Below are 20,236 nucleotides of genomic sequence, written 5' to 3'. Positions count from 1 at the left end.
TGGTGGCCACGAACGAGGCGCTCGACCGCAGCGCGCGGGTGCACATCGCGGGGCACCGCGGCCTGGCCGGATCGGCGATCTGGAGGGCGCTCTCGGCGGCGGGGTTTTCGGACCTCGTCGGGGCACGGTCGTCAGAGGTGGACCTGCGCGACCGCGCGGCGACGTTCGACTACCTGCTCTCGACGCGGCCGGACGCGGTCGTGCTTGCGGCGGCGCGGGTCGGCGGGATCGTCGCCAACAACACCTACCCCGCTGAGTTCCTCTCCGAGAACCTGCAGATCCAGGTCAACGTGATGGACGCGGCGCACGCCGCAGGTGTGCAGCGACTGCTGTTCCTCGGGTCGTCGTGCATCTACCCGAAGTTCGCCGAGCAGCCCATCCGCGAGTCGAGCCTGCTCACCGGGGCGCTGGAGCCGACGAACGACGCGTACGCGATCGCGAAGATCGCGGGGATCATGCAGGTGCAGGCGCACCGGCGGCAGTACGGGGTGCGGTGGATCTCGGCGATGCCGACGAACCTGTACGGGCCCGGCGACAACTTCGACCCCGAGAACTCGCACGTGCTCCCGGCGCTGCTCCGGCGGTTCCACGAGGCGGTGGAGAGCGGCGCGGACAGTGTCGTGCTGTGGGGGAGCGGCACGCCGCGGCGCGAGTTCCTCCACGTCGACGACCTCGGCCGGGCGGTCGTGCACCTGCTCGACGTTTACGACGAGCCGGAGACGATCAACGTCGGCGTCGGCGAGGACGTCACGATCAGGGAGCTCGCCGAGACGGTCGCCGACGTCGTCGGGTTCGCCGGCGAGATCGTGCAGGACACCTCGCGGCCGGACGGGACGCCGCGGAAGCTGCTCGACGTCACGCGGCTGCGCGCGCTCGGCTGGGAGCCGCGGATCCCGCTGCGCGAGGGGATCGAGAGCACCTACCGCTGGTTCCTTGAACACCGGGCCGAGGCTCGACTCTGATGCCGCTCGGTCCCGACCCGGAGCGTTTTCGCTGCTGGTTACCGGCGTGTTTCACGCTCAGCGGTCATTTCATTAGGACTGATGAGTTCAGGTAACGACGGTCGATGGGTGCGCGACCAGGCGGACAGGCTCCCTCTCCCCGGATCGAGGGACGCTTCAGCCTCGGACGGAAGGTCCTCGCACCATGCCGATCTCCATCCCGCGAGGTGCGGGATCCGCTCCCCTGCCCGGCCGCGGTCCGTCGTCGAGCGAGCCGCGGACGCGGCGGGCGTCGTGCTGGCGCAGCCTGGCCAGACTCGGCGTGCTCGTCGCCCTCGTGGCCGGCTTGGTGCCGCTGGGAGCCACCTCCGCCCAGGCCGCGCCCGGGACGCCGACGAGCTACCCGGGCCACCAGTACGGCAGCGGCGCCACCGCTGCGACGGCGGACAAGCCGCAGAGCAAGCTCTGGTACAACGCCGGGTCCTGGTGGGCGCTGATGGTCACCCCGGCGGGCACGGTCAACGTGTACGAGCTCGAGCCGGACCACACGTGGCGCGACACCGGCACCGTGATCGACGAGCGCGCGTCGAGCACCGGCGATGCGCTGTGGACCGACGGCAAGCTGTACGTCATCAGCCGCACCAGCGGCACCAGCGGCCAGGTGCGCCTGTACCGCTACTCCTACGACGCCGGCTCGCGCACCTACTCGCGCGACGCGGGTTACCCGGTCACCCCCGCCGGCTCGGGGGGCACCGAGTCGGCCACGATCGACCAGGACAGCCTGAGCCGGCTGTGGATCACCTTCACGCGCAGCTCGAAGGTCTACGTGGCGCACTCCACCACCTCCGACACCACCTGGACCGCGCCCTTCCGTATCACCGGTGCCGACACCGACGTGGCCGCCGACGACATCTCGGCGCTCGTCAGCATGTCCGGGAAGATCGGCGTCATGTGGTCGGATCAGGCGTCGAGCACGTTCCGGTTCGCCGTGCACCTCGACAGCGACCCCGACACGGCTTGGGCCGTCGAGTCGCCGCTCGCCGGCACCCGGATGGCCGACGACCACATCAACCTCAAGAGCATCTCGGGCGACGATCAGGGCCGCGTGCACGCCGCCGTGAAGACGTCGCGGGGTGACAGCAGCAGCGACCCGAACAGCGACCCGAGCCTCGTCGTGCTCTCCCGCAGCAGCACCGGGGTCTGGACGAGCGCGCAGTCGGCGTCGGTCGGCGACGGCCTGACCCGCCCGCAGCTCGCGCTCGACACCACGAACGGACTGCTGTTCGTGATGCAGTCCACCGAGAGCGGCGGGTCCGTCTACTACAAGAGCGCGCCGCTGAACAACATCTCGTTCGCCCCGGGCAGGGGCAGCACGCTCATGAGCGCCTCTGGCGCGCTGATCAACAACGTCAGCACCATGAAGGACCCGGTCAACGCGACCACCGGGTTGGTGGCGATCGCAAGCGACCAGTTCGCCCGGCGCTACTACCACTCGGAGATGTCGCTGGGCACGCCCGCCGCGAGCGCCCCGACGGCCGGCTTCACCGCGGCGCCGTCCGTGGAGGACCCGCTGACCGTTCAGTTCAGCGACACGTCCTCGCAGAACCCCGCCTCGTGGGCGTGGAACTTCGGTGACGGCACCACCTCGACCGAGGAGAACCCCGCGCACACGTACGCGGCCGCGGGCCAGTACACGGTGTTGCTGACCGCGACGAACGCGACGGGCAGCAGTGCCCCGGTGACCCAAGTCGTCACCGTGACGGCGCCCGCGCCGGCGCCGACCGCGGGCTTCTCCGCGGTGTCCCCGACCAGCAGCAACCCGCTGGTCGTGCAGTTCATCGACGCGTCGACGGGCACGCCGACGTCGTGGGCGTGGGACTTCGGCGACGGTGCGACGTCGACCGAGCAGAACCCGACCCACATCTACGCCGCGGCGGGGCAGTACACCGTGAGCCTGACGGCCACCAACGCGGCAGGTAGCAGCCCACCGTTGGTGCAGACCGTCACGCTGGACCCGGTGACTCCGGTGCCGACCGCGAGCTTCACGGCGACCCCTTCCGCCGAGGACCCGGCGACCGTGCAGTTCACCGACACCTCCACCCAGAACCCGGCGTCGTGGGCGTGGGACTTCGGTGACGGCACCAGTTCGACCGAGCAGAACCCCTCGCACACCTACGCCGCTACCGGCGAGTACAGCGTGTCACTGACCGCGACCAACGGTTCGGGATCCGGCCTGCCGGTGACCCAGGTCGTCACGGTGGACGAGGCGCCCCCGACGTCGCCGCCGACGGCCGGGTTCGCCGCGGCTCCGACGTCCGGAATCGCGCCGCTCGCCGTGCAGTTCACCGACACCTCCACGCAGAGGCCGACGTCGTGGGCGTGGGACTTCGGTGATGGCAGCACCTCGACCGAGCAGAACCCCTCGCACGAGTTCGCCGCGGGCGAGTACACGGTCACGTTGATCGCGACCAACGCCCTCGGCAGCAGCGATCCGGTGACGCACGTCATGAACGCGACCGCGCAGGGCACGGGAATCGCGGAAGCGGGGTCAACGACGGCGGTGTCGCTTCCGGCGACCACATCGGTCACGCTGACGAAGCCTGCGGGTGCCGCGCCCGGGGACGTCCTTCTGGCGACGTTCACCGCGGACAACCGGCCGACGGTGGCGGGCGCGCCGCAGGGATGGACGTCGTTCGTACCCGCGCTGCGGCCCGCCGAGGCCTCGCTGTTCGGCTACTGCCGCGTGGTGACCCAGGCCGACGCGGCGGCGACCAGCTGGACGTGGACGCTCTCGGCGGCGCAGAAGTGGAACGGCGGCATCACCCGTTACACCGGTGTCGACACGACCGACCCGTTCGACACGCCGGTGTCGAGCGCGACGAACCTCAGCCCGTCGGCCACGTCGGTGAGCGTGCCCGGTGTCACCACGGCGACGCCGGGGGCGATGCTGGTCGGCGGCCTGGGTGCGAACGGCACCTCGCCGCTGACGACACCGCCGAGCGGCTGGACGCTGTCGTGGCAGAGCACCGGTGCCCAGGCCGCGTCGCAGGCGTACCGCTCGCTGCCGACCCCCGGCCCGACCGGGGCGCAGGTGTGGACCATCAGCGAGGGACGTGCCGTCGCCGCTTGGGTCACGGCGCTGCGGCCGGGTGGCCCGCCCGGGCCCGAGGCTCCGGTGGCCTCCTTCACGGCCGCGCCCCCGTCGCCGTCCGACCCGTTGACGGTGCAGTTCACGGACACGTCGACGGGCGCCCCGGCCACCTGGTCGTGGGACTTCGGTGACGGCACCACGACCACCCAGCAGAACCCGTCGCACACCTTCGCCGCCGCAGGCGAGTACACGGTGTCGCTGACGGCGACCAGTTCGGTCGGGAGCAGCACCCCCGTCAGCCAGGTCGTCACCATCCAGCAGTCCTCGGCCGGCATCGCGGAGGCGGGATCGACCACGGCGGTGTCGGTGCCCGCGACCACGTCGGTGACGCTGACCAAGCCGGCGGGCGCGAGTGCGGGTGATCTCCTGATCGCGACGTTCACTGTGGACAACCGGCCGACGGTCTCGGGCGCGCCCGCAGGATGGACGTCGTTCGTGCCGCAGCTGCGTCCGGCCGAGGCGTCGCTGTTCGGGTACTACCGGGTCCTGACGGCGGCGGACGCCGCGGGCACGAGCTGGACGTGGACGATCTCGTCGGCCGAGAAGTGGAACGGCGGCGTCACCCGGTACACGGGTGTCGACACCGCGAACCCGTTCGACAGCGCGGTCTCGAGCGCCACGAACCTCAGCTCGACAGGCACGTCCGTCGCCGTGCCCGGGGTGACCACGGTCTCGCCGGGGGCGGTGCTGATCGGTGGGCTCGGTGCCAACGGCACCACGCCGCTGACGACGCCGCCGACGGGCTGGACGCTGTCGTGGCAGAGCACCGGGGCGCAGATCGCGTCGCAGGCGTACCGCCCGCAGCCGGCAGCGGGCGCGACTGGTAACCAGCAGTGGACGATCAGCGAGGGTCGCGCGGTCGCCGCGTGGGTGGTCGCCCTGCGCCCGGCATGAACGCATCCACTCGGATCGACACTGGATCGACATATTCGGGAGAGTCGATGAGATCGCGTCCGCGGGCGGCGCTCGTCGCCGTCACCGCTGCCCTCACCGTCCTGGTGGCCGGCGGCTGTGCGGCGTCCACCGGGCCGGAGCCGGAGCCGGAGCTGGTATCGCCGGGGGCCACTCCGGGCACGACGGATTTCTTCGTCGATCCCGACAGCGCGGCCGCTGCGCAGGTGCGCGAATGGTCGTCGGCGGGCCGCACGGCCGACGCCGAGCAGCTCCGTAAGATCGCCGAGCAGCCCCTGCCGTTCCGGCCCGTCGGCGATCCGGACCAGATCGCGGGGGACGTGCTGGAGTACGTGGGGCGTGCCTCTGATGCCCGGAAGCGGCCGCTCCTCGTCGCCTCCGCCCTGGCGGATGACCCGTGTGCCGCGGACCCCGACGTGTACCACGCCTGGCTCGCGGGGCTCGTCGGCGGTCTGGGGGACGCGTCGTCCACTGTGGTGCTCGAGCCGGGCGCCGTGCCGCGCGCGCTCGCCTGTTCCGATTCCGCCGCTCGGGAACGGGCATACGGGCTGCTCAGCGACGCGGTGGCCATCCTCGGGTCCGCGGGTGCCACCGTCTACCTCGACGCCGGCCCGGTCGAGCCGGGCACCGACCTCGACGGGCTCGCCGCGGGCCTGCGCAGCAGCGGAATCGCGGACGCGCACGGGTTCAGCGTGAACGTCGGCGGCACTCAGTCCACCGAGGAGAGCACCTCGGTCGGATCCCAGCTGGCCGACCTGGTCGACGGGAAGCCGTTCGTGATCGACACGAGCCGGAACGGCCCCGCCGACGGCTCCACCACGGAGGAGTCGGCGTCAGCGTGCAATCCGCAGCAGTCCGCGCTCGGCAATCCACCGACCACACAGACCGGTGACCCCCGCGTCGAGGCCCTGCTGTGGATCACGAGTCCGGGGGTGTCCGACGGGCCGTGCCGCCCCGGTGATCCGGCTGAGGGCGAATGGTGGCCCGAATACGCCCTCGGCATCGCGGAGCGCAGCGGCAGGTGACCGAACACGCAGCTCATCAACCCTGATGACCGGCGCAATACCGCGATAACGGCGGCATGTCGCCCACAGAGACATCACGTGCGGGGCAGCGTGGCGGCCCGTCGGTTGAACGCACCCCGTTTCCCAGTAGCCGAGGAGCTGCAACCTATGTACGTACGTCGTATCGCCGTGATCGGCACGGGTTATGTGGGTCTGACGACGGGGGCGTGCCTGGCGTCGCTCGGTCACCGCGTGGTCTGCGCCGACGTCGACGAGGTCAAGGTGGAGCGCCTTCGCAACGGCGAGATCGGGATCCGCGAGGACGGCCTCGCGGAGCTGGTGAGTGAGGGTGTGGCCGCGGGACGGCTGTCGTTCGTCGTGGGCGCTCGCACCGCGCTGGACGAGCTCGCCTGCGAGGGGACGCCTGTCGAGGTCATGTTCCTGTGCGTGCCCACGCCGATGGGGGTGGGCGGGATCGCCGACCTCGCCGCCGTCGAGGCCGTGATCGAGGAGACGCGTGACGCACTACCTCGGGGATGCGTCGTCGTCAACAAGTCGACAGTGCCGGTCGGGACCGCGGACCGCACCGCCGAGTTGCTGGAGCGCGCAGACGTCGGCGTGGTGAGCAACCCCGAGTTCCTCCGTGAGGGCTCGGCGGTCCACGACTTCCTGCACCCCGACCGGATCGTGGTGGGTTCGAACACCGGTCAGGACGCGGCGGAGCGAGTGGCGGCCGTGTACGCGCGTCTGGGTGCGCCGACGGTGCTGACGAGCGCTGCGAGCGCAGAGATGATCAAGTATGCGGCGAACTGCTTCCTGGCGATGAAGCTGTCGTATGTGAATGCGCTTGCCGAACTGTGTGAGCGGTTGGACGCGGATGTGGCGGATGTGACCGAGGGCATCGGTTATGACCGGCGGATCGGGCAGTCGTTCCTGTCGCCGGGTCCGGGGTGGGGTGGTTCGTGTCTGCCGAAGGACACGCATGCTCTGTTGCAGGTGGCGGATTCGGCGGATTTCGAGTTCCGGTTGTTGCGGGCGACGATCGATACGAACACGCGGCAGTTCCAGCGGATGGTGGACAAGGTCCGTACCGCGGTGACGGGTAAGCGGGCGGGTTCGCTGACCCGCAAGCGGCTGGCGCTGTTGGGTCTGACGTTCAAGGCCGGTACCGACGATCTTCGCGATTCGCCGGCGCTGGGTGTGGCGGCGCTGCTCAAGCAGGCCGGCGCGGACCTGGTGGCCTATGACCCCGGGATCACCGCCGACACGACGCGGATCGACCGCTCGCTGCTGACCGTTGTGGACGACCCGTACCTGGCGGCGAAGGACGCCGAGGCCGTCGTGGTCCTCACGGAGTGGGCCGAGTTCCGGACGCTCGACTGGTCCCGCATCGCCGATGCGGTCGCCGCTCCGATCATCGTGGACACGCGCAACCTGCTCGACCCGGACGTCCTGCGCCGCGCGTCCCTGAGATGGATCGGCATCGGCCGCTCTGCGCGCCCTGTCGCAGCACTCACCTCGGAGGACTGACGGGCGCGGCCGGCGTCAGGAGCCGGCGCCGACCGTCACCCCATCGCCGACGTCCAGCGTCGTCGCCACCTCGGCGACGGCGTTGCCGGAGGAGGCGACCGCCAGCCCTCCGCCGCCGCCCTTCGTGTACGAGAGCCCGACCCCCTCGGGGCTGCCGTCCCCGCGGACGACGTTCGCGCTCACCGCGACGAGCGCAGCGCCGTCGCCCTTCGAGTCGACGTGGATGTAGCGGTAGGTCGACCCCGGCTGCTGCCCCTTGACCATGAACACGCGGTTCCCGACGATGGTCGACCCTGCCGAGCCCTGCGCGCTCACGGAGATGCCGTGCCAGTCGCCCGCCGCGCCCTCGCCGAAGCCCTCGATGTAGTTGTCGCTGATCGTCGTGCCGTGGGCGCGGTTCGCCCGGATCCCGTCGCGACCGACTCCGTAGAGGTGGTTGCGGGAGACCATCCAGCCGGCCGCGTTCTCCAGGTGGATCGCGTTGCCCGCGGAACCGGCGATCCAGTTGTCCAGCAGCTGCCAGTCCGTCACCGCGTTGCCGCCGTCTTCCACGTACACGCCGCTGACGCCGGAGTCGTCGATGAAGTTGTTGGCGATCCTGCCGTTGACCTGCGTGCCGCTCGTCGGCTTGCCGCCTTCACCGATGTTCGTGATGCGGATGCCGGACCCGGAGAAGTCGCGGATGCGCAGGTCCTCGAGGCCGGTCTGCCAGGATCGGACGACGATGCCGTCGGTGGTCGAACCGGCGTTCCCCTCGCGGTTGCCGTCCAGCGAGAGCCCGCGCAGAGTGACTGGGCGACCGGTCGTGTCGGCGGAGTCCACGAAGCTGTCCGAGGCGAGGAGGTAGGGCAGGTTCGCCCCGTCGGCCTGCCGCAGGACCGCGCCGTCGCGTCCCGGCCCGTGGTAGGAGCGGCCGCCACGCAGCTCGACGGGCTCCGTGAGCGAGCAGGTGCCGAAGATCGCGATGTCGGCACCCGCCGCGCTGCTCTGGATCGTGGCGTTCAGCAGCGCGGCATCCTGGCCGTCGTTCGCGCACTGCACCAGTTTCGCCAGTCCGGTGTCGGCGCCCTGCGGCTGCGACGGCGGGCCGGGGGTGGAGACGCAACCGACCGCGGACACGGCCAGGAGCGCTGCGACGCTCAGCGCGACGGAAGGCCCACTCCTGCGGGCGGTACTGCGGGCGGTACTCCGTGGGCCTGGGCGCCTGCGAGGACTGCGGGCGGTACCGTCGGCACGCCGCCGCGCTCGGCTATCGCTCATCCGATCCTCGACCTCCAATCAGGCCGGCGCCGACCGCGCTGATCACCGGGGGCGGCTCCGGTATGCCGCGAGGTGGTTCCTCCGAGGGCCGGGTGGCCCCCGTCGACGCGAGGCAGAGCGCCGCCACGAGGAAGACCGGCACCAGGTGGCCGGGGTCGAAGTCCTCAAGGATGCACCACAGCCCGATGACGAGGACGATCGCGCGGGGTATCGGACTCTCTGAGCGACCGCAGTACCTCCAGCAAAGCACGAGGATCACGAGGAACGCGACCAACCCGATGAGGCCCGCTCTGAAGACGAGGCCGAGGTAGGTGCTGTGCGTCGCGACGCTCGCCACCAGACCGTCCTGCCGGGGTTTGAGGCCGTACCCCAGCACCGGCAACGGCAGCTCGGCGATCCGCTCGATCGTCGCCGCGTAGATCGCGCCCCGCGTCTCCGACGAGCCCTCGCGCGCGCTCTCCACCTCCACCAGTCCGGCCACCAGCGTCGACCAGTTCGCCAGGGCGAGCACGCTCGTCACGAACAGGCCGGCCAGTGCGATCAGCGGGCCGAACGCGGGGAGCCGCCACACGATGCGGCACAGCGCGTACAGGACGGCGACGACGAGCGCGATCTCCGTGGCGCGGCTGAACGAGTAGTAGACGTTGACCGTCGCCAGGAGCATCCCCAGCACCGCGAGCGCCTTGCCGCGCGGCGACTTCGCAGCGAACCGGTGGGCGAGCAGCAGGACCGTCAGCGCCGACACCGCGCCCGACCACGTCGGGCGGCCCATCGTGCCGATCGTCCGAAACACCACGCCGTGGAGCCAGCTCTCGTCCACGAGCTTGTTGCTGACGAACGCGCGGATCCCGTCCGGCAGGCTCCCGGCGATCGACGAGGTCAGCGGCAGCGGCAGGCTGGTCGGGTAGAGCACGAGGGCCCCGAGGGAGATCACGGTGTGGCTGACGCCCATCACCGCCGCCGCGCGCACGAACGCCGTCCGGTGCACGAGTGATGCGTGGCCGAGGAGGCAGACGCAGCCGAGCACGCCGACCCACACCGCGACGTTGGCGGCGTAGCCGACCACGCGGTCCAGGGACCCGTACCCCGCGACGAGACCCACGCCGACCGAGAGCAGCAGGCTGATCAGCAGGACGACTAGCGCCTTGGAGATCCTGTCCAGGCGCGTCCGCCACACCGCGCCGAGCGCGACGACCGCCATGACCGGCCAGAACGCGGGCGCGAGCCCCAGCACCCAGCCGACCGGGTACCACGCCACGAGCCGGCCCACCGCGCGCGCTCGCCGGTCCATCGCGTCGTCCGACGTGCCGTCCGGCCCGGCCGGGGCGGCGCCGTCGCCGTCGCCGTCGGCCGAGGTCGTCCCCCACCGCTCACCAGTCGCCACGCCACAGCCCTACGATCGGATCGTCCAGAAGCTCGGGACGCCGCGGATCACGGCGGTGCGCAGCGCCACCGCGAGGCGGAGCCAGACGAAGGCGCCGCCGAGGTACCTGCGCACGAGCCGGCGGGGGTCCTGCGCGAGGCGGTAGGTCCACTCGAGGCCGGCGCGCTGCAGCGCGACCGGAGCGCGCCTCTCCTGGCCGACGAGGAAGCCCATCCACCCGCCGCAGGTCACCACCAGCGAGGCGGTGATCTCCGGGAGGTTCTCCACGACCCAATGGGCCTCGGTCGGCATGCCCATCCCGACAACGAGCAGGTCGGGCGCGAGGTCGCGGATCTCGGCGAGCACCGGTCCGAAGTCGGCGGAGTACCCCTCGGCGGTCAGGCAGACCTCGCATCCCGTGCGCTCGCGGAGCGCCTCGCCCGCGGACTCGGCGAGGCCGGGAGGCCCGCCGATCAGCGCCACCCGCAGCGGCCGTCCGAGCGCCTGCTGAGCCGCCTCGATGATCGGGACGCCGATGTCAGTGGTGCCGGCGCGTTCGATCTGCCGTGCGCCGCCGAGCTTCGCGAGCAGCACAACGGACATCCCGTCCGCGTAGGTCATCCGCGCCGAGTTCATCGCCTGCACGTACGCACCCACTGAGGCCAGCTTCAGCCCCCCGACGTGGAGCGCGAAGTAGACCTGCGGAGACCGGTCTTCGGCCAGGACCGCGCGGCGGACGTCCGCGAGGATCTGCTCCACGCTCGCGTCGGCGACCTTGATCCCGGCCACCTCGACCGTCGGGACCGGCGCCCAGGTGTCCACACCGGACGCCGGCGGCACGCCCCGCTCGCTCATGGCCGGACGAACCTGATCCCCGGCGCGGCGATCTCCTCGACGCGCTGCAGCACGGACTCCATCCGGGTGGTCCAGCCGTGGCCCTGCCGCACCGATGCAGCACGTGCGTGGGCGACGTCGGGGTCAACCTGCCCGGCCCGCATGATCTCGTGCAGCGCGGCGGCGATGCCGTCGGCGGTCGGCTCGACCACGGTGATCGCGGCGCCCGCCTCCTGCAGCCGAGCCGCGTCGGGGGACGCGCTGACCAGGCAGGCCAACCCCAGTCCGGCGTACTCGTACAACTTGAGCGGGCTGTGGTACATCGTCCGGCTCGACGACGGCCGGTGCAGCGCGACGCCGACCGACCACGAGGACATCTCGTCGTAGAGGTCGGTGCGCGACATCCGGGGCAGGAACTGCACGGCGTCCCCGATGCCGTCGGCGCGGACGGCCTCGTGGAGCGCGGGTAGGGCGGGCCCGTCGCCGACGATGTGCACCCGCCACTCGGCGCCGTCCTCCAGCGTCGCGCGGACCCGGGCGAACGCGTGGACGAGGTTCTCGAGGTTCTGCCAGTCGATCACGGCGCCGGCGAATCCGATGATCCGGCGGGGTGTGCGGCGCGGCAGGTCGGCGACCTCCGGCGGTACCCCGTTCGGCACGACCAGGAGCTTGTTGTCAGGCAGCGCCGCGTACTCGCGCAGTTCGGCGGCCAGGTTCTCCGAGACGGCGACGACCACGTCGGCTTTTTGGTAGAGACGACGCTCGATGCGCCGCGCCAGGCCTTCGGCCGCCAGGGCGTTGCGGTCGTGCGCCGTCTCCCGCGAGAAGATCCCGTTCGACTCGACGACCCGCACGGCCCCGCCCGGCCGTGCTCTCCGGTGCGCCGCGGACAGGTCGGTCAGGACGGCGGCCCGCTCGTACACGATGTCCGCTGTGGACGAGGCCGACCACGCCGCGACCCGCGCCGAGTTCAGCGCGCTCGCCCCGAGCCGGACGGCGTCGCCGGCAAGAGGCGGCACCCGGGACCCGCCCGCCGTGCCCTCGCCGACGGAGGCGAACCGCGAGAGCACCGGCTGGGCGCTCGAGAGGTACAGCGACACGTCGTGGCCGAGTGCGCGCAGCGCGCCGACGGCGTTCTCGATGTGGTTCGCCGGTCCGGGAGTCATCGTGTCGGGCCCCAGCGAGATCCTGAGTCCGCCAACCAGGTAGTCGATCTGCATGTGTTCTCCAGACGAGCCGTGGTCCGTGCTTGGCTGGGCCTCCCGGCGGGGTGTCACCGCGGACGGGGCGTGGGGCTCGGCCGCGGCCGGCTTGCTCCGTTGCGCGGCGCGGCGCCCTCGCCGTCGATCACGGTGGGGCGCAGCGGCGTGACCGGGAGCTTCGCGCCGCCCGGGCTGACCCGCACCACGGCCCGCTCGTCGCGCTCGTAGCTTCGGTACTGCTGGTAGGCCTGCGGGCCGCGGCTCGGCGCCATCGTCAAGACCGTCCCCAGCAGCGATGCGGACACGGACTTGAGGGCGCCGCGGGCGGTCGACACCTGGTCGCGGGTGGTCGAGCGGTACCGGCAGACCAGGATCACGCCGTCGGTGGCGGGGGCGACCGCCGCGGCGTCGGTGACCGGGAGCACCGGCGGGGTGTCGATCAACACCGTGTCGTACAACGCCCTGAGCTCGCCGATCAGCGTCTGCATCTGTCGCGAGGCGAGGATCTCGCTCGGGTTCGGCGGCAGCGGACCGCTGGAGAGCAGATCGACTCCGCCGGGCCCGCGCTGGATGACCTGCTCGATCTGTAACTGTCCGGACAGGACACTGGTGACACCGACGGCGTTGTCCAGACCGAGAGTCTCGGACAGCTTGGGGCGGCGGAGGTCGGCCTCGACCACCACGACCTTGTGGCCTGCTGAGGCGAGCGCGATCCCGAGATTCGCGAGGGTGTTGGTCTTGCCCTCGCCTGCCACCGAGCTCGTGACGACGATGACGCTGCGCGGGTTGTCGACGTCGACGAACCGCAGGTTGGTCCGCAGCGCCCGGAATGCCTCGGACCGCGGTGACTGCGGGTCCTCGTGCACGGTGAGCGGGCGCTTCGGGACGTCCCCGTCGTAGGCGACGGTGCCGAGGCTGGGCGCGTCCGTCGCCTGTCGCAGCTGCTCGGTGGAGGTGACCGAGCGGTCCAGGGCGTTGCGAGCCACTGCCGCTCCGATGCCGAGCGCGAGCCCGCCCAGCAGGCCGATGGCCAGCGTCACCGGGAGGCTCACCGACGACGCCCGCACGGGCACCGACGCCGGCTTCATCACGCGCACCGACACGGGAGCGATCGCGGCCGGGCTCGCGGGCCGCTCCAGCTGGTCGACCAGGCGGGGGAAGACGCTCCCCACCGCATTGGCGACGTCGGCGGCGTGCTGCGGGGAGACGTGCGTGACCACCACCCGGATGAGCACCGAGTTCGGGTTGCTCGACGCCACGATCTCGCCGAGGTCGTCGGTGCCGAGGTAGCCGGCCACGTCCTCGCGCAGCAGTTCGCTGTTGATCACCTCGATGTAGGAGGTGATGCGCTGCTCGGACAGCTGGGCGCCCTGGTATGCGGAGCTCGTCGTGTCTGCCGTCTGCGCCGAGACGTACATCGTGAGCGACGCGGTGTACTCCTGTGGACGGAGAGACCACGAGCCACCGGCGGCCAGACCGCCGATCATCACCACAGTCAGGATGATCAGCCAGCGGTCCCGCAGGACCCGCAGGTAGTCCGGGAGCGTCATGCGGCTGCCTCGGCCGTCCCGGCTCCGGCGCGGCTACTCGCGCTGCTCATCCCTTGCCGTGCACCCACATCCGCCGCCTCACGTCGATCCGCTGCCAGTTCTCCGCGGCAGCCACTGGTTACTCAGCGCCGGATGTTCACCTGTTAGCCATTAGGCAATCGACTCATCACGGTTGACGAGTTCATGTTGCGCTTGCGGAAAGCGCGTAACGGGGCGCCGTCGCTTGCCGAGCGGCACCTCGCGCCGACAGAGGTGGTCGGCGGCGAGTCGATGTTCTTCCCTTTCGCCCCGCCCTCGGCCCGCCCCCCTGAAACGCAGGAGCCTGCATGTCCACGCGACACGATCTGGGCAATGCCGAACCGGCGAGCGCCCTCTCCGCCAATGCGGCACCGCTCGGCACCGGAATCGGCGCACGGCCCGTTCCACCCGCCGAGGCGACGCACGGCGTGGACCGGTGGGAACGGACCTACCGGTCCGTGATCGTCGTCTCCGACCTCACACTCCTCGTCCTCTGTGTCCTCGCCGGGATCGGGCTCGGGCCGTTGACGGCGAGCGATGCGCGACGCGCCTCGATCATCACCGGGCTTGCGACCGGGCTGTTGATCGTGCTCGCGCTCGTGTCTGTGCGGGCGTGGGACGGGCGGGTGCTCGGTGCCGGCACGGCCGAGTTCCGGCGCCTGTACCGGGCGCTGGTCGGTGCCGCGGGTGTGCTCGGCCTGGTGGCCCTCGCTCTGCAGATCTCCTCCGCCCGTCCGTGGGTCTTCGGCGTGGTGCCACTCTTCGGCGCCCTCTGCCTCCTCGCCCGCTACGGGCTGCGCAAGCTGCTGCACCGCGAGCGCGTCCACGGCAACTGCCTCGTGCCGGTGCTGGCCGTCGGGAGCGAGCAGGCCGTCGCCGACCTGGTCCGCCGCACGCGCCGCGACCCGCACTTCGGGTGGCGCGTCACCGGGGCGTGCCTCCCGGCGGGAAGCGCATCGGGAACCGGGTCGACGATTGCGGGTGTCCCGGTGCTCGGCGATCTCGACGCGGTCAGCCGTGAGGCCCGGGTGGGCGGTCACCGCATCGTCGCCGTCGCACCCGCGCCCGGGTGGGGACCCGGCCGCCTCCAGCGGCTCGCCTGGCAGCTCGAAGGCTCTCCCGTCGACCTCGCCGTCGACCCGGGTCTGATGGAGATCGCCGGGCCCCGGCTGCACATCACCCCGGTCGACGGCCTGCCGATGCTCCGGCTCAGCCAGCCGCGGTTCACCGGCGGGGCCCGGCTCCTGAAGGACGCCGTCGACCGCGCCGGAGCCGCCGTCCTGCTGCTCCTGACGCTGCCGATCCTCGCGCTCGTCGCGGCGGCGGTGCGGCTCGACGGCGGCCCGGTGTTCTACCGGCAGACCCGGGTGGGGGTGAACGGCCGGACGTTCGGGATGGTCAAGTTCCGGTCGATGGTCGTCGACGCCGACACGCGGGTGGCGGCGCTCTCGGCGGAGAACGAGGGGGCGGGCCCGCTGTTCAAGATGCGGGCCGACCCGCGCATCACCCCGATCGGGCGGGTGCTGCGGAAGTACTCCCTCGACGAGCTGCCCCAGCTGTTCAACGTGCTCAGCGGCACGATGTCGCTGGTGGGCCCACGTCCGCCGCTCCCCACCGAGGTGGCGAGCTACGGACCGGACGCCCGGCGGCGCCTGCTCGTGCGGCCGGGGATGACCGGGCTCTGGCAGGTCAGCGGCCGCAGCGACCTCTCGTGGGAGGAGTCGGTGCGCCTCGACCTGCGTTATGTCGAGAACTGGACGCTGGCGCTCGACGCCTCGATCCTCTGGAAGACGGTCGGTGCCGTGCTGCACAGCCGCGGCGCGTACTGAATGTCCAGGGGAACGATGGCGGCGCTGCCGAGGAGACGGCCCAGCTCGTCGTGGTGGAGGAAGGCCCGCCGGCGCCTGACCAACCGCCCGGGGTGGAGGCGGCGACGGTGGCAGATCGTCGCCGTCCTCCTGCTGTGCGCCATGACCGTGGCGTTCTACGCGTACCTCTTCGGGCTCGCGGCGTAGCGCGGCCAGAGGCGGACGGTCTGCGTGTAGACCTCCACCGCCTGCGCCTGGGAGTTGACGTCCAGCTTGCAGAGGATCGACCGGATGTGCGTGCGAACGGTCGAGATCGAGAGGTACAGCATGACGCAGATCTCGGACGCACGGTGCCCCTCGACCAGGTGCAGCAGCACCTCTCGCTCCCGCGAGCTGAGCTGCTCGAGCCGCTGCACCTGGTCCGACACCACCGCCTGCGTGCTCCGGTGCAGGGCGAGCCAGTCGGCCCGCTCCTCGTCCCGCATGAGCGGCTCGGCGGTGGTCGCGCTGCGCACGAACCCGAGGAGCCTCGTGAATGAGGCGCTCTTCGGCACCCATGCGGCCGCGCCGGCGGCGATGGCACCGGCGACGCGCTCCCGGTCGGCGTCCCCTCCGAGCACGATGACGGTCCAACCGGAAGCGACTGCGGTGCGGACGGTGCTGGCGACCTTCCACTTGTCGATGTCGATGAGCAGGATGCCCGGCGCGGACCCGGTCAGTCGCTTGAGGACGAGGGGCGGGTCCACTGTGGAGAGCCGTTCGGCATTGAGCCCCTGCGCCTGCAGCGCGACCACTGTGGCGGTCACAGCGAGATCGACGGGGCCGAGGAGCACGACGCGAGGGGGAGCGGGTACCAGGTGCATGCTCGTCTCCTCTTCACAGCGACCACACTTCGTGCCGAGGCTCGCAATCACGCCGTTCGGCGTTAACCCCTCGTACATCCTGTGTTCGAGATCACTTCGCCCTTACGTGAGCTGCCCTTCGAGCGACACAACCCCTGACCGAGTGGCGAACAGATCGGCGGAATGGTGACGGAAACAGTAGTCATCGGTGCGGAAAGCGACGGCCGAGTCAGCCCATTGCGGCGCCTCGACGCCATCCGGCGCGCTACTCGGGAGGCGGCCGCGCGACGTTCTCGCGAGATGCGTACGCGCGCCCGCCACCGCCTCATCGGGTCGAACACTGCTCGCCGGTACCTCGTCCCGGACCTGACCCTGGACGCATTCTTCGAGCGCCTTCGCCAACGGGACGTCTCCTACGTCGTGCTGCGCTGGTTCGACACGCTGCCGAACGTGGAGTCCGATGAGGACGTCGACATCCTCGTCGCCGACGAGGATCTCGAGTTCGTACAGACGCTGCTCGTCGACCGGCCCGCGCGCGGGACCAGCCAGAAGTTCGATCTCTACTCGGTCAGCGGGCTCCCGGGCTCGGACTTCCGCGAGATCCCGTACTACCCGCCGCGGTTCGCCCGGGAGGTGCTCGCGACCGCGGTGGAGCTGCCGGGCGGGTACCGGGTGCCGGATCCCCTCCGCCACTTCCGCTCGCTCGCCTATCACGCCGTCTACCACAAGGGGTACTCCTCCGGGCTGGCGAGCGGCCCGGGCGCCGAGGGCGACCCCAGGCTGTCGGACCACGACTACGGGGCCGTCCTCACCGGCCTCGCGGCGCAGCTCGGCACAGACGCGGCGGCCACCCTCGAGGAGCTGGACCGGCACCTGCACGACTCCGGCCTGCGCCCGCCCCTCGACGCCCTGGAGCGTCTCAAGTCCGGCAACCGGTGGATCCGGGACCGCTTCTTCGCGACCCCGCCCGAGATCGACCCCGTGTGGCGCGGGCTCGCGGTCTTCGTGGTGCGGGAGCGCGCGGAGGAGCACAGTGCCGAGATCGCGGTGGAGCTGGACCGCCGGGGCTTCGAGGTGCTCGACGTGGTCACACTCGACCCCGCGCAGCGCGAGGTCTCGAGCCACGCGCTGCGCGGCGGCAACTGGGAACGCGGGCCGTGGGCGCTCAGCGGGGGGCCGCCCGCCGCGTTCGTCATCGGGTACGACGTGGCGCCGCGGTTCGCAGCCGACGAGGACGGGTGGGCGCCCAACCTGCGCATCCCCGCGGCGAAGGCGCAGGTCAGGGATCACCTCCTGCGCGATCTCAGCGAGGCCGAGCAGTACAACCCGCTGCACTCCTCCGACAACGCGCTGCAGGCGCTGGACTACCTCGACGTGCTGGGCGACCCGGAGTTCGCGGAGCGGCTGGAGAAGAAGGTGCGCGACCTGCTCGACGCGTGCACAGTGCCGTTCCCGGTCGTGCGCGCGCTCAGCCCCGCCGGGCTCTCGCGGCGGGCCAGGGTGTTCGTGGTGGACCACCCCGTACACGGGCCGAGCGTCTGCAAGATCTTCCGGCCCGGAGCGTCCCGCTACTTCGAGCGCGAGCTGCGCGCCCGCACCGAGCTGAGCGACCTGCCACTCGTCCCGGGTCTGCTGGAGCACGGGGCCAACTGGATCCTGACGCCGCTGTACGAGGACGACAGGAGCCACGTCCTGCGCCGCCTTCCCCTCATGCGCAACACCGCCCAGCTGCGGCCGGCGGCGTCCCGGGCGCTGGCGCAGTTCGCCGCGGCGCTGCACGAGCGCGGCATGTTCGTGCTCGATCTGTCGCCGCAGAACCTCGTGTCCGACCCCCGGGCCGGGTTCCGTGTGCTCGACCTGGAGTTCCTGCAGGACCGCCGCGATCCGGACCCGGGTGTCACGGCGTCGTACACCTTCCGTGGCGTTCCGGAAGGGCTCGGCGCCTCCTACGACCAGCCCGACCGGGTGCTCCTGGTGGGCGACGGCGTGGGCAACTCAGCGTTCCACCCCGCCGTCACGGGCCTGCCGGTCGAGGACCTGCTGCGACCGCCGCGCCCCACCGACGGCGTCCGGCGCGTGGTGACCCAGATGGCCTGGTACGGCTACTTCCTGGGCGCGCGCCCGGCCACGATCGCGCGGAACAGGGTGTCCTCGAACCGAAAGGTGCGCCGCCTCAGGACCGCGGCCCTCCGGTTCCTGGCGACGCAACGGCGCGGGCGCGTGTGATGAGCGCGGAGCGTCCCGGCCCTCCCGAGGGACCGGCGACGCCGTCCCTCACCACACGCACCGTTCGCGGGTTCGTCTGGATCTTCACCGGCACGGTGAGCCAGGCCCTGCTCCAGATCGTGTCGATGGTGCTGCTGGCGCGCCTGCTCACCCCGGCCGAGTTCGGTTCGGCCACCGCCGCGGCATTGGTGGTGGGGCTGACCCAGCTCGTGAGCCAGCTCGGCGTGGGCCCGGCGCTGGTGCAGCGCCGCACGCTGACCGATGCGGAGGTCTCGGCGGCCTTCGCGTTCTCGGTGGTCCTGTCGCTGCTGCTCGCGGGGCTGCTCCACCTCATGACGCCGGTGTTCAACGTGCTCGTCGGGCTGCCCCCCGACTCCACCCTGCTCCGGCTCCTGACGCTGGCCCTGGTCCTCGCCGGCGTTTCGGCGGTGCCGCTCGGGCTCCTGCAGCGGCGGTTGCAGTTCCGGTCGATGGCTGTGGTCGACGTGATCGCCTTCGGTCCGGCCACCATCGGCGTGAGTGTGCTGCTTGCCGTGCAGGGCCACGGAGCAGTGTCCATCGTGTGGGGGCAGATCGCAGCGGCCCTCGTCACCGCGGTCGGGTACCTCTGGCTCGCCCGCCCGTCGGTGCGCCCGGCGGGACCGGTGGCGATATGGCGCAGCATCCGGGGGCTCGTCGGCTTCGGGTCGGGCTACTCGCTGTCGCAGGTCGGCAACTGGTTCGCGCTGAACTCCGACAAGTTCATCGTGGCGAACATGCTCGGGCCGTCGCCCCTGGGCATCTATCACCGGGCGTACGGCCTGCTCTCGCAGCCCGCCAACGTGATCGGCAGCGCGGTGGACAAGGCGCTGTTCCCGGCGATGTCGAAGGTGCGCGACGACGGGGCCCGGCTGCAGTACGCCTACGTGCGGGCGGCGTCGCTCGTCGCGCTCGTGACGGTGCCCGCAAGCGTGCTGATGTTCGTGCTAGCGCCCGAGGTGGTGCAGCTCGTGCTGGGCGAGGGTTGGTCGGCAGTGGTGGTGCCGCTGCAGGTGTTCGCGGTGGTGCTGCTTCCGCGAGCCTCATACAAGATCAGCGGTTCGCTGACCAGGGCCACCGGTGCGGTCTACCGGGGGGCGTGGCGGCAGTGGATGTACGCGGCCGAGGTGGTGGTCGGCTGCGCGATCGGGGCGCAGTGGGGCGTGAACGGCGTCGCTGTCGGCGCCTCGGTCGCGATCGTCCTGCACTTCTTGGTGATGCTGCACTTCTCCGGCCGGGTCGCCGACGGGCTGGTGGGCACGGTCCTGCGGATGTACCTCAAGCACGTGCCCACCGCAGTGGCCGCGTTCCTGGCCGTCTACGGCGTGACCGAGGCGGTGCGACCCCTCGGGTACAGCCTCCTCACAGTGGTGCTGGCCGCCCTCGCCGGGATCCTCGCGACGGCGCTCGTGCTCGTGCTCCTGCGGCGGTACTTCCGGGACGAGATCGCCGTGTTCTCCACGTTCGCCCGGCGCAAGGGCGCGAAGCGCGGCGGTGGAGTGCGCGCGGGCGAGGCGACGACCCGCTGACCCGGAACGTCGACTGAGGCGGCGCCTGCCGACCCGTCGGGGATCGGA

At 71.5% G+C, this 20,236-nt stretch carries 13 protein-coding genes; 7 read left to right on the top strand and 6 right to left on the bottom strand.

Going from position 1 to position 20,236, the window contains the following annotated elements; all coding sequences use genetic code 11:
• Positions 1-2 precede the first annotated feature (2 nt).
• The 4 genes from ABD143_RS20000 (at position 3) to ABD143_RS19985 (ending at position 7,538) form a co-directional block, all read left to right on the top strand.
• Positions 3-962, top strand: coding sequence for a GDP-L-fucose synthase family protein (locus ABD143_RS20000; protein ID WP_343980395.1), 960 nt, complete (start codon positions 3-5; stop codon positions 960-962).
• A 184-nt stretch (positions 963-1,146) separates the two neighbouring features.
• Positions 1,147-4,986, top strand: coding sequence for a PKD domain-containing protein (locus tag ABD143_RS19995; RefSeq protein ID WP_343980392.1), 3,840 nt, complete (start codon positions 1,147-1,149; stop codon positions 4,984-4,986).
• A gap of 47 nt (positions 4,987-5,033) precedes the next feature.
• Positions 5,034-6,029 (top strand): glycoside hydrolase family 6 protein, encoded by a 996-nt coding sequence (locus tag ABD143_RS19990; protein ID WP_343980390.1) that lies wholly within the window; start codon positions 5,034-5,036, stop codon positions 6,027-6,029.
• A 147-nt stretch (positions 6,030-6,176) separates the two neighbouring features.
• Positions 6,177-7,538 carry a UDP-glucose dehydrogenase family protein gene (locus ABD143_RS19985; protein ID WP_343980388.1) on the top strand — a complete coding sequence of 454 codons (1,362 nt, stop codon included), beginning with the start codon at positions 6,177-6,179 and terminating at the stop codon, positions 7,536-7,538.
• Between the two features lie 15 nt (positions 7,539-7,553).
• On the opposite strand, the gene ABD143_RS19980 is transcribed toward ABD143_RS19985, so the two are convergent.
• The 5 genes from ABD143_RS19980 to ABD143_RS19960 form a co-directional block, all read right to left on the bottom strand.
• Positions 7,554-8,657 (bottom strand): right-handed parallel beta-helix repeat-containing protein, encoded by a 1,104-nt coding sequence (locus ABD143_RS19980; protein WP_343980384.1) that lies wholly within the window; start codon positions 8,655-8,657, stop codon positions 7,554-7,556.
• A gap of 130 nt (positions 8,658-8,787) precedes the next feature.
• Positions 8,788-10,182, bottom strand: coding sequence for an O-antigen ligase family protein (locus ABD143_RS19975; RefSeq protein ID WP_343980381.1), 1,395 nt, complete (start codon positions 10,180-10,182; stop codon positions 8,788-8,790).
• 9 nt (positions 10,183-10,191) lie between these two features.
• A complete protein-coding gene (locus ABD143_RS19970; RefSeq protein WP_343980378.1) occupies positions 10,192-11,016 on the bottom strand; it encodes a WecB/TagA/CpsF family glycosyltransferase in 825 nt (274 codons plus the stop codon).
• Entirely contained in the window at positions 11,013-12,215 is a 1,203-nt protein-coding gene (locus ABD143_RS19965) for a glycosyltransferase (RefSeq protein ID WP_343980375.1), read from the bottom strand. Before ABD143_RS19965 ends, ABD143_RS19970 begins: the two co-directional genes overlap by 4 nt.
• 53 nt (positions 12,216-12,268) lie before the next feature.
• Complete coding sequence (locus ABD143_RS19960) at positions 12,269-13,747, bottom strand: tyrosine-protein kinase domain-containing protein (protein ID WP_343980372.1); 1,479 nt, start codon at positions 13,745-13,747, stop codon at positions 12,269-12,271.
• A gap of 326 nt (positions 13,748-14,073) precedes the next feature.
• On the opposite strand from ABD143_RS19960, the gene ABD143_RS19955 reads away from it, so the two are divergent.
• Positions 14,074-15,594, top strand: coding sequence for a sugar transferase (locus ABD143_RS19955; RefSeq protein WP_343980370.1), 1,521 nt, complete (start codon positions 14,074-14,076; stop codon positions 15,592-15,594).
• A gap of 155 nt (positions 15,595-15,749) precedes the next feature.
• Here the strand turns inward: ABD143_RS19955 and ABD143_RS19950 are convergent, their stop codons facing one another.
• Positions 15,750-16,436: a helix-turn-helix transcriptional regulator gene (locus ABD143_RS19950; RefSeq protein WP_343980367.1), complete on the bottom strand. Its 687-nt coding sequence runs from the start codon at positions 16,434-16,436 to the stop codon at positions 15,750-15,752.
• A gap of 279 nt (positions 16,437-16,715) precedes the next feature.
• Between ABD143_RS19950 and ABD143_RS19945 the strand changes: the two genes are divergently transcribed.
• The gene (locus ABD143_RS19945) at positions 16,716-18,641 is read left to right on the top strand and encodes a hypothetical protein (RefSeq protein ID WP_343980364.1); all 1,926 of its coding nucleotides are present in this window, start codon (positions 16,716-16,718) and stop codon (positions 18,639-18,641) included.
• Positions 18,641-20,188, top strand: a complete 1,548-nt coding sequence (locus tag ABD143_RS19940) for a lipopolysaccharide biosynthesis protein (protein ID WP_343980361.1) — start codon at positions 18,641-18,643, stop codon at positions 20,186-20,188. Before ABD143_RS19945 ends, ABD143_RS19940 begins: the two co-directional genes overlap by 1 nt.
• The last annotated feature ends 48 nt before the right edge of the window (positions 20,189-20,236 follow it).

Origin of the sequence: Pseudonocardia aurantiaca, assembly GCF_039526725.1 — a bacterium.
Classification (GTDB): Bacteria; Actinomycetota; Actinomycetes; order Mycobacteriales; family Pseudonocardiaceae; genus Pseudonocardia; species Pseudonocardia aurantiaca.
The sequence above is the reverse complement of the archived record's forward strand: the minus strand, read 5'-3'. Positions and strand labels throughout refer to the sequence as shown.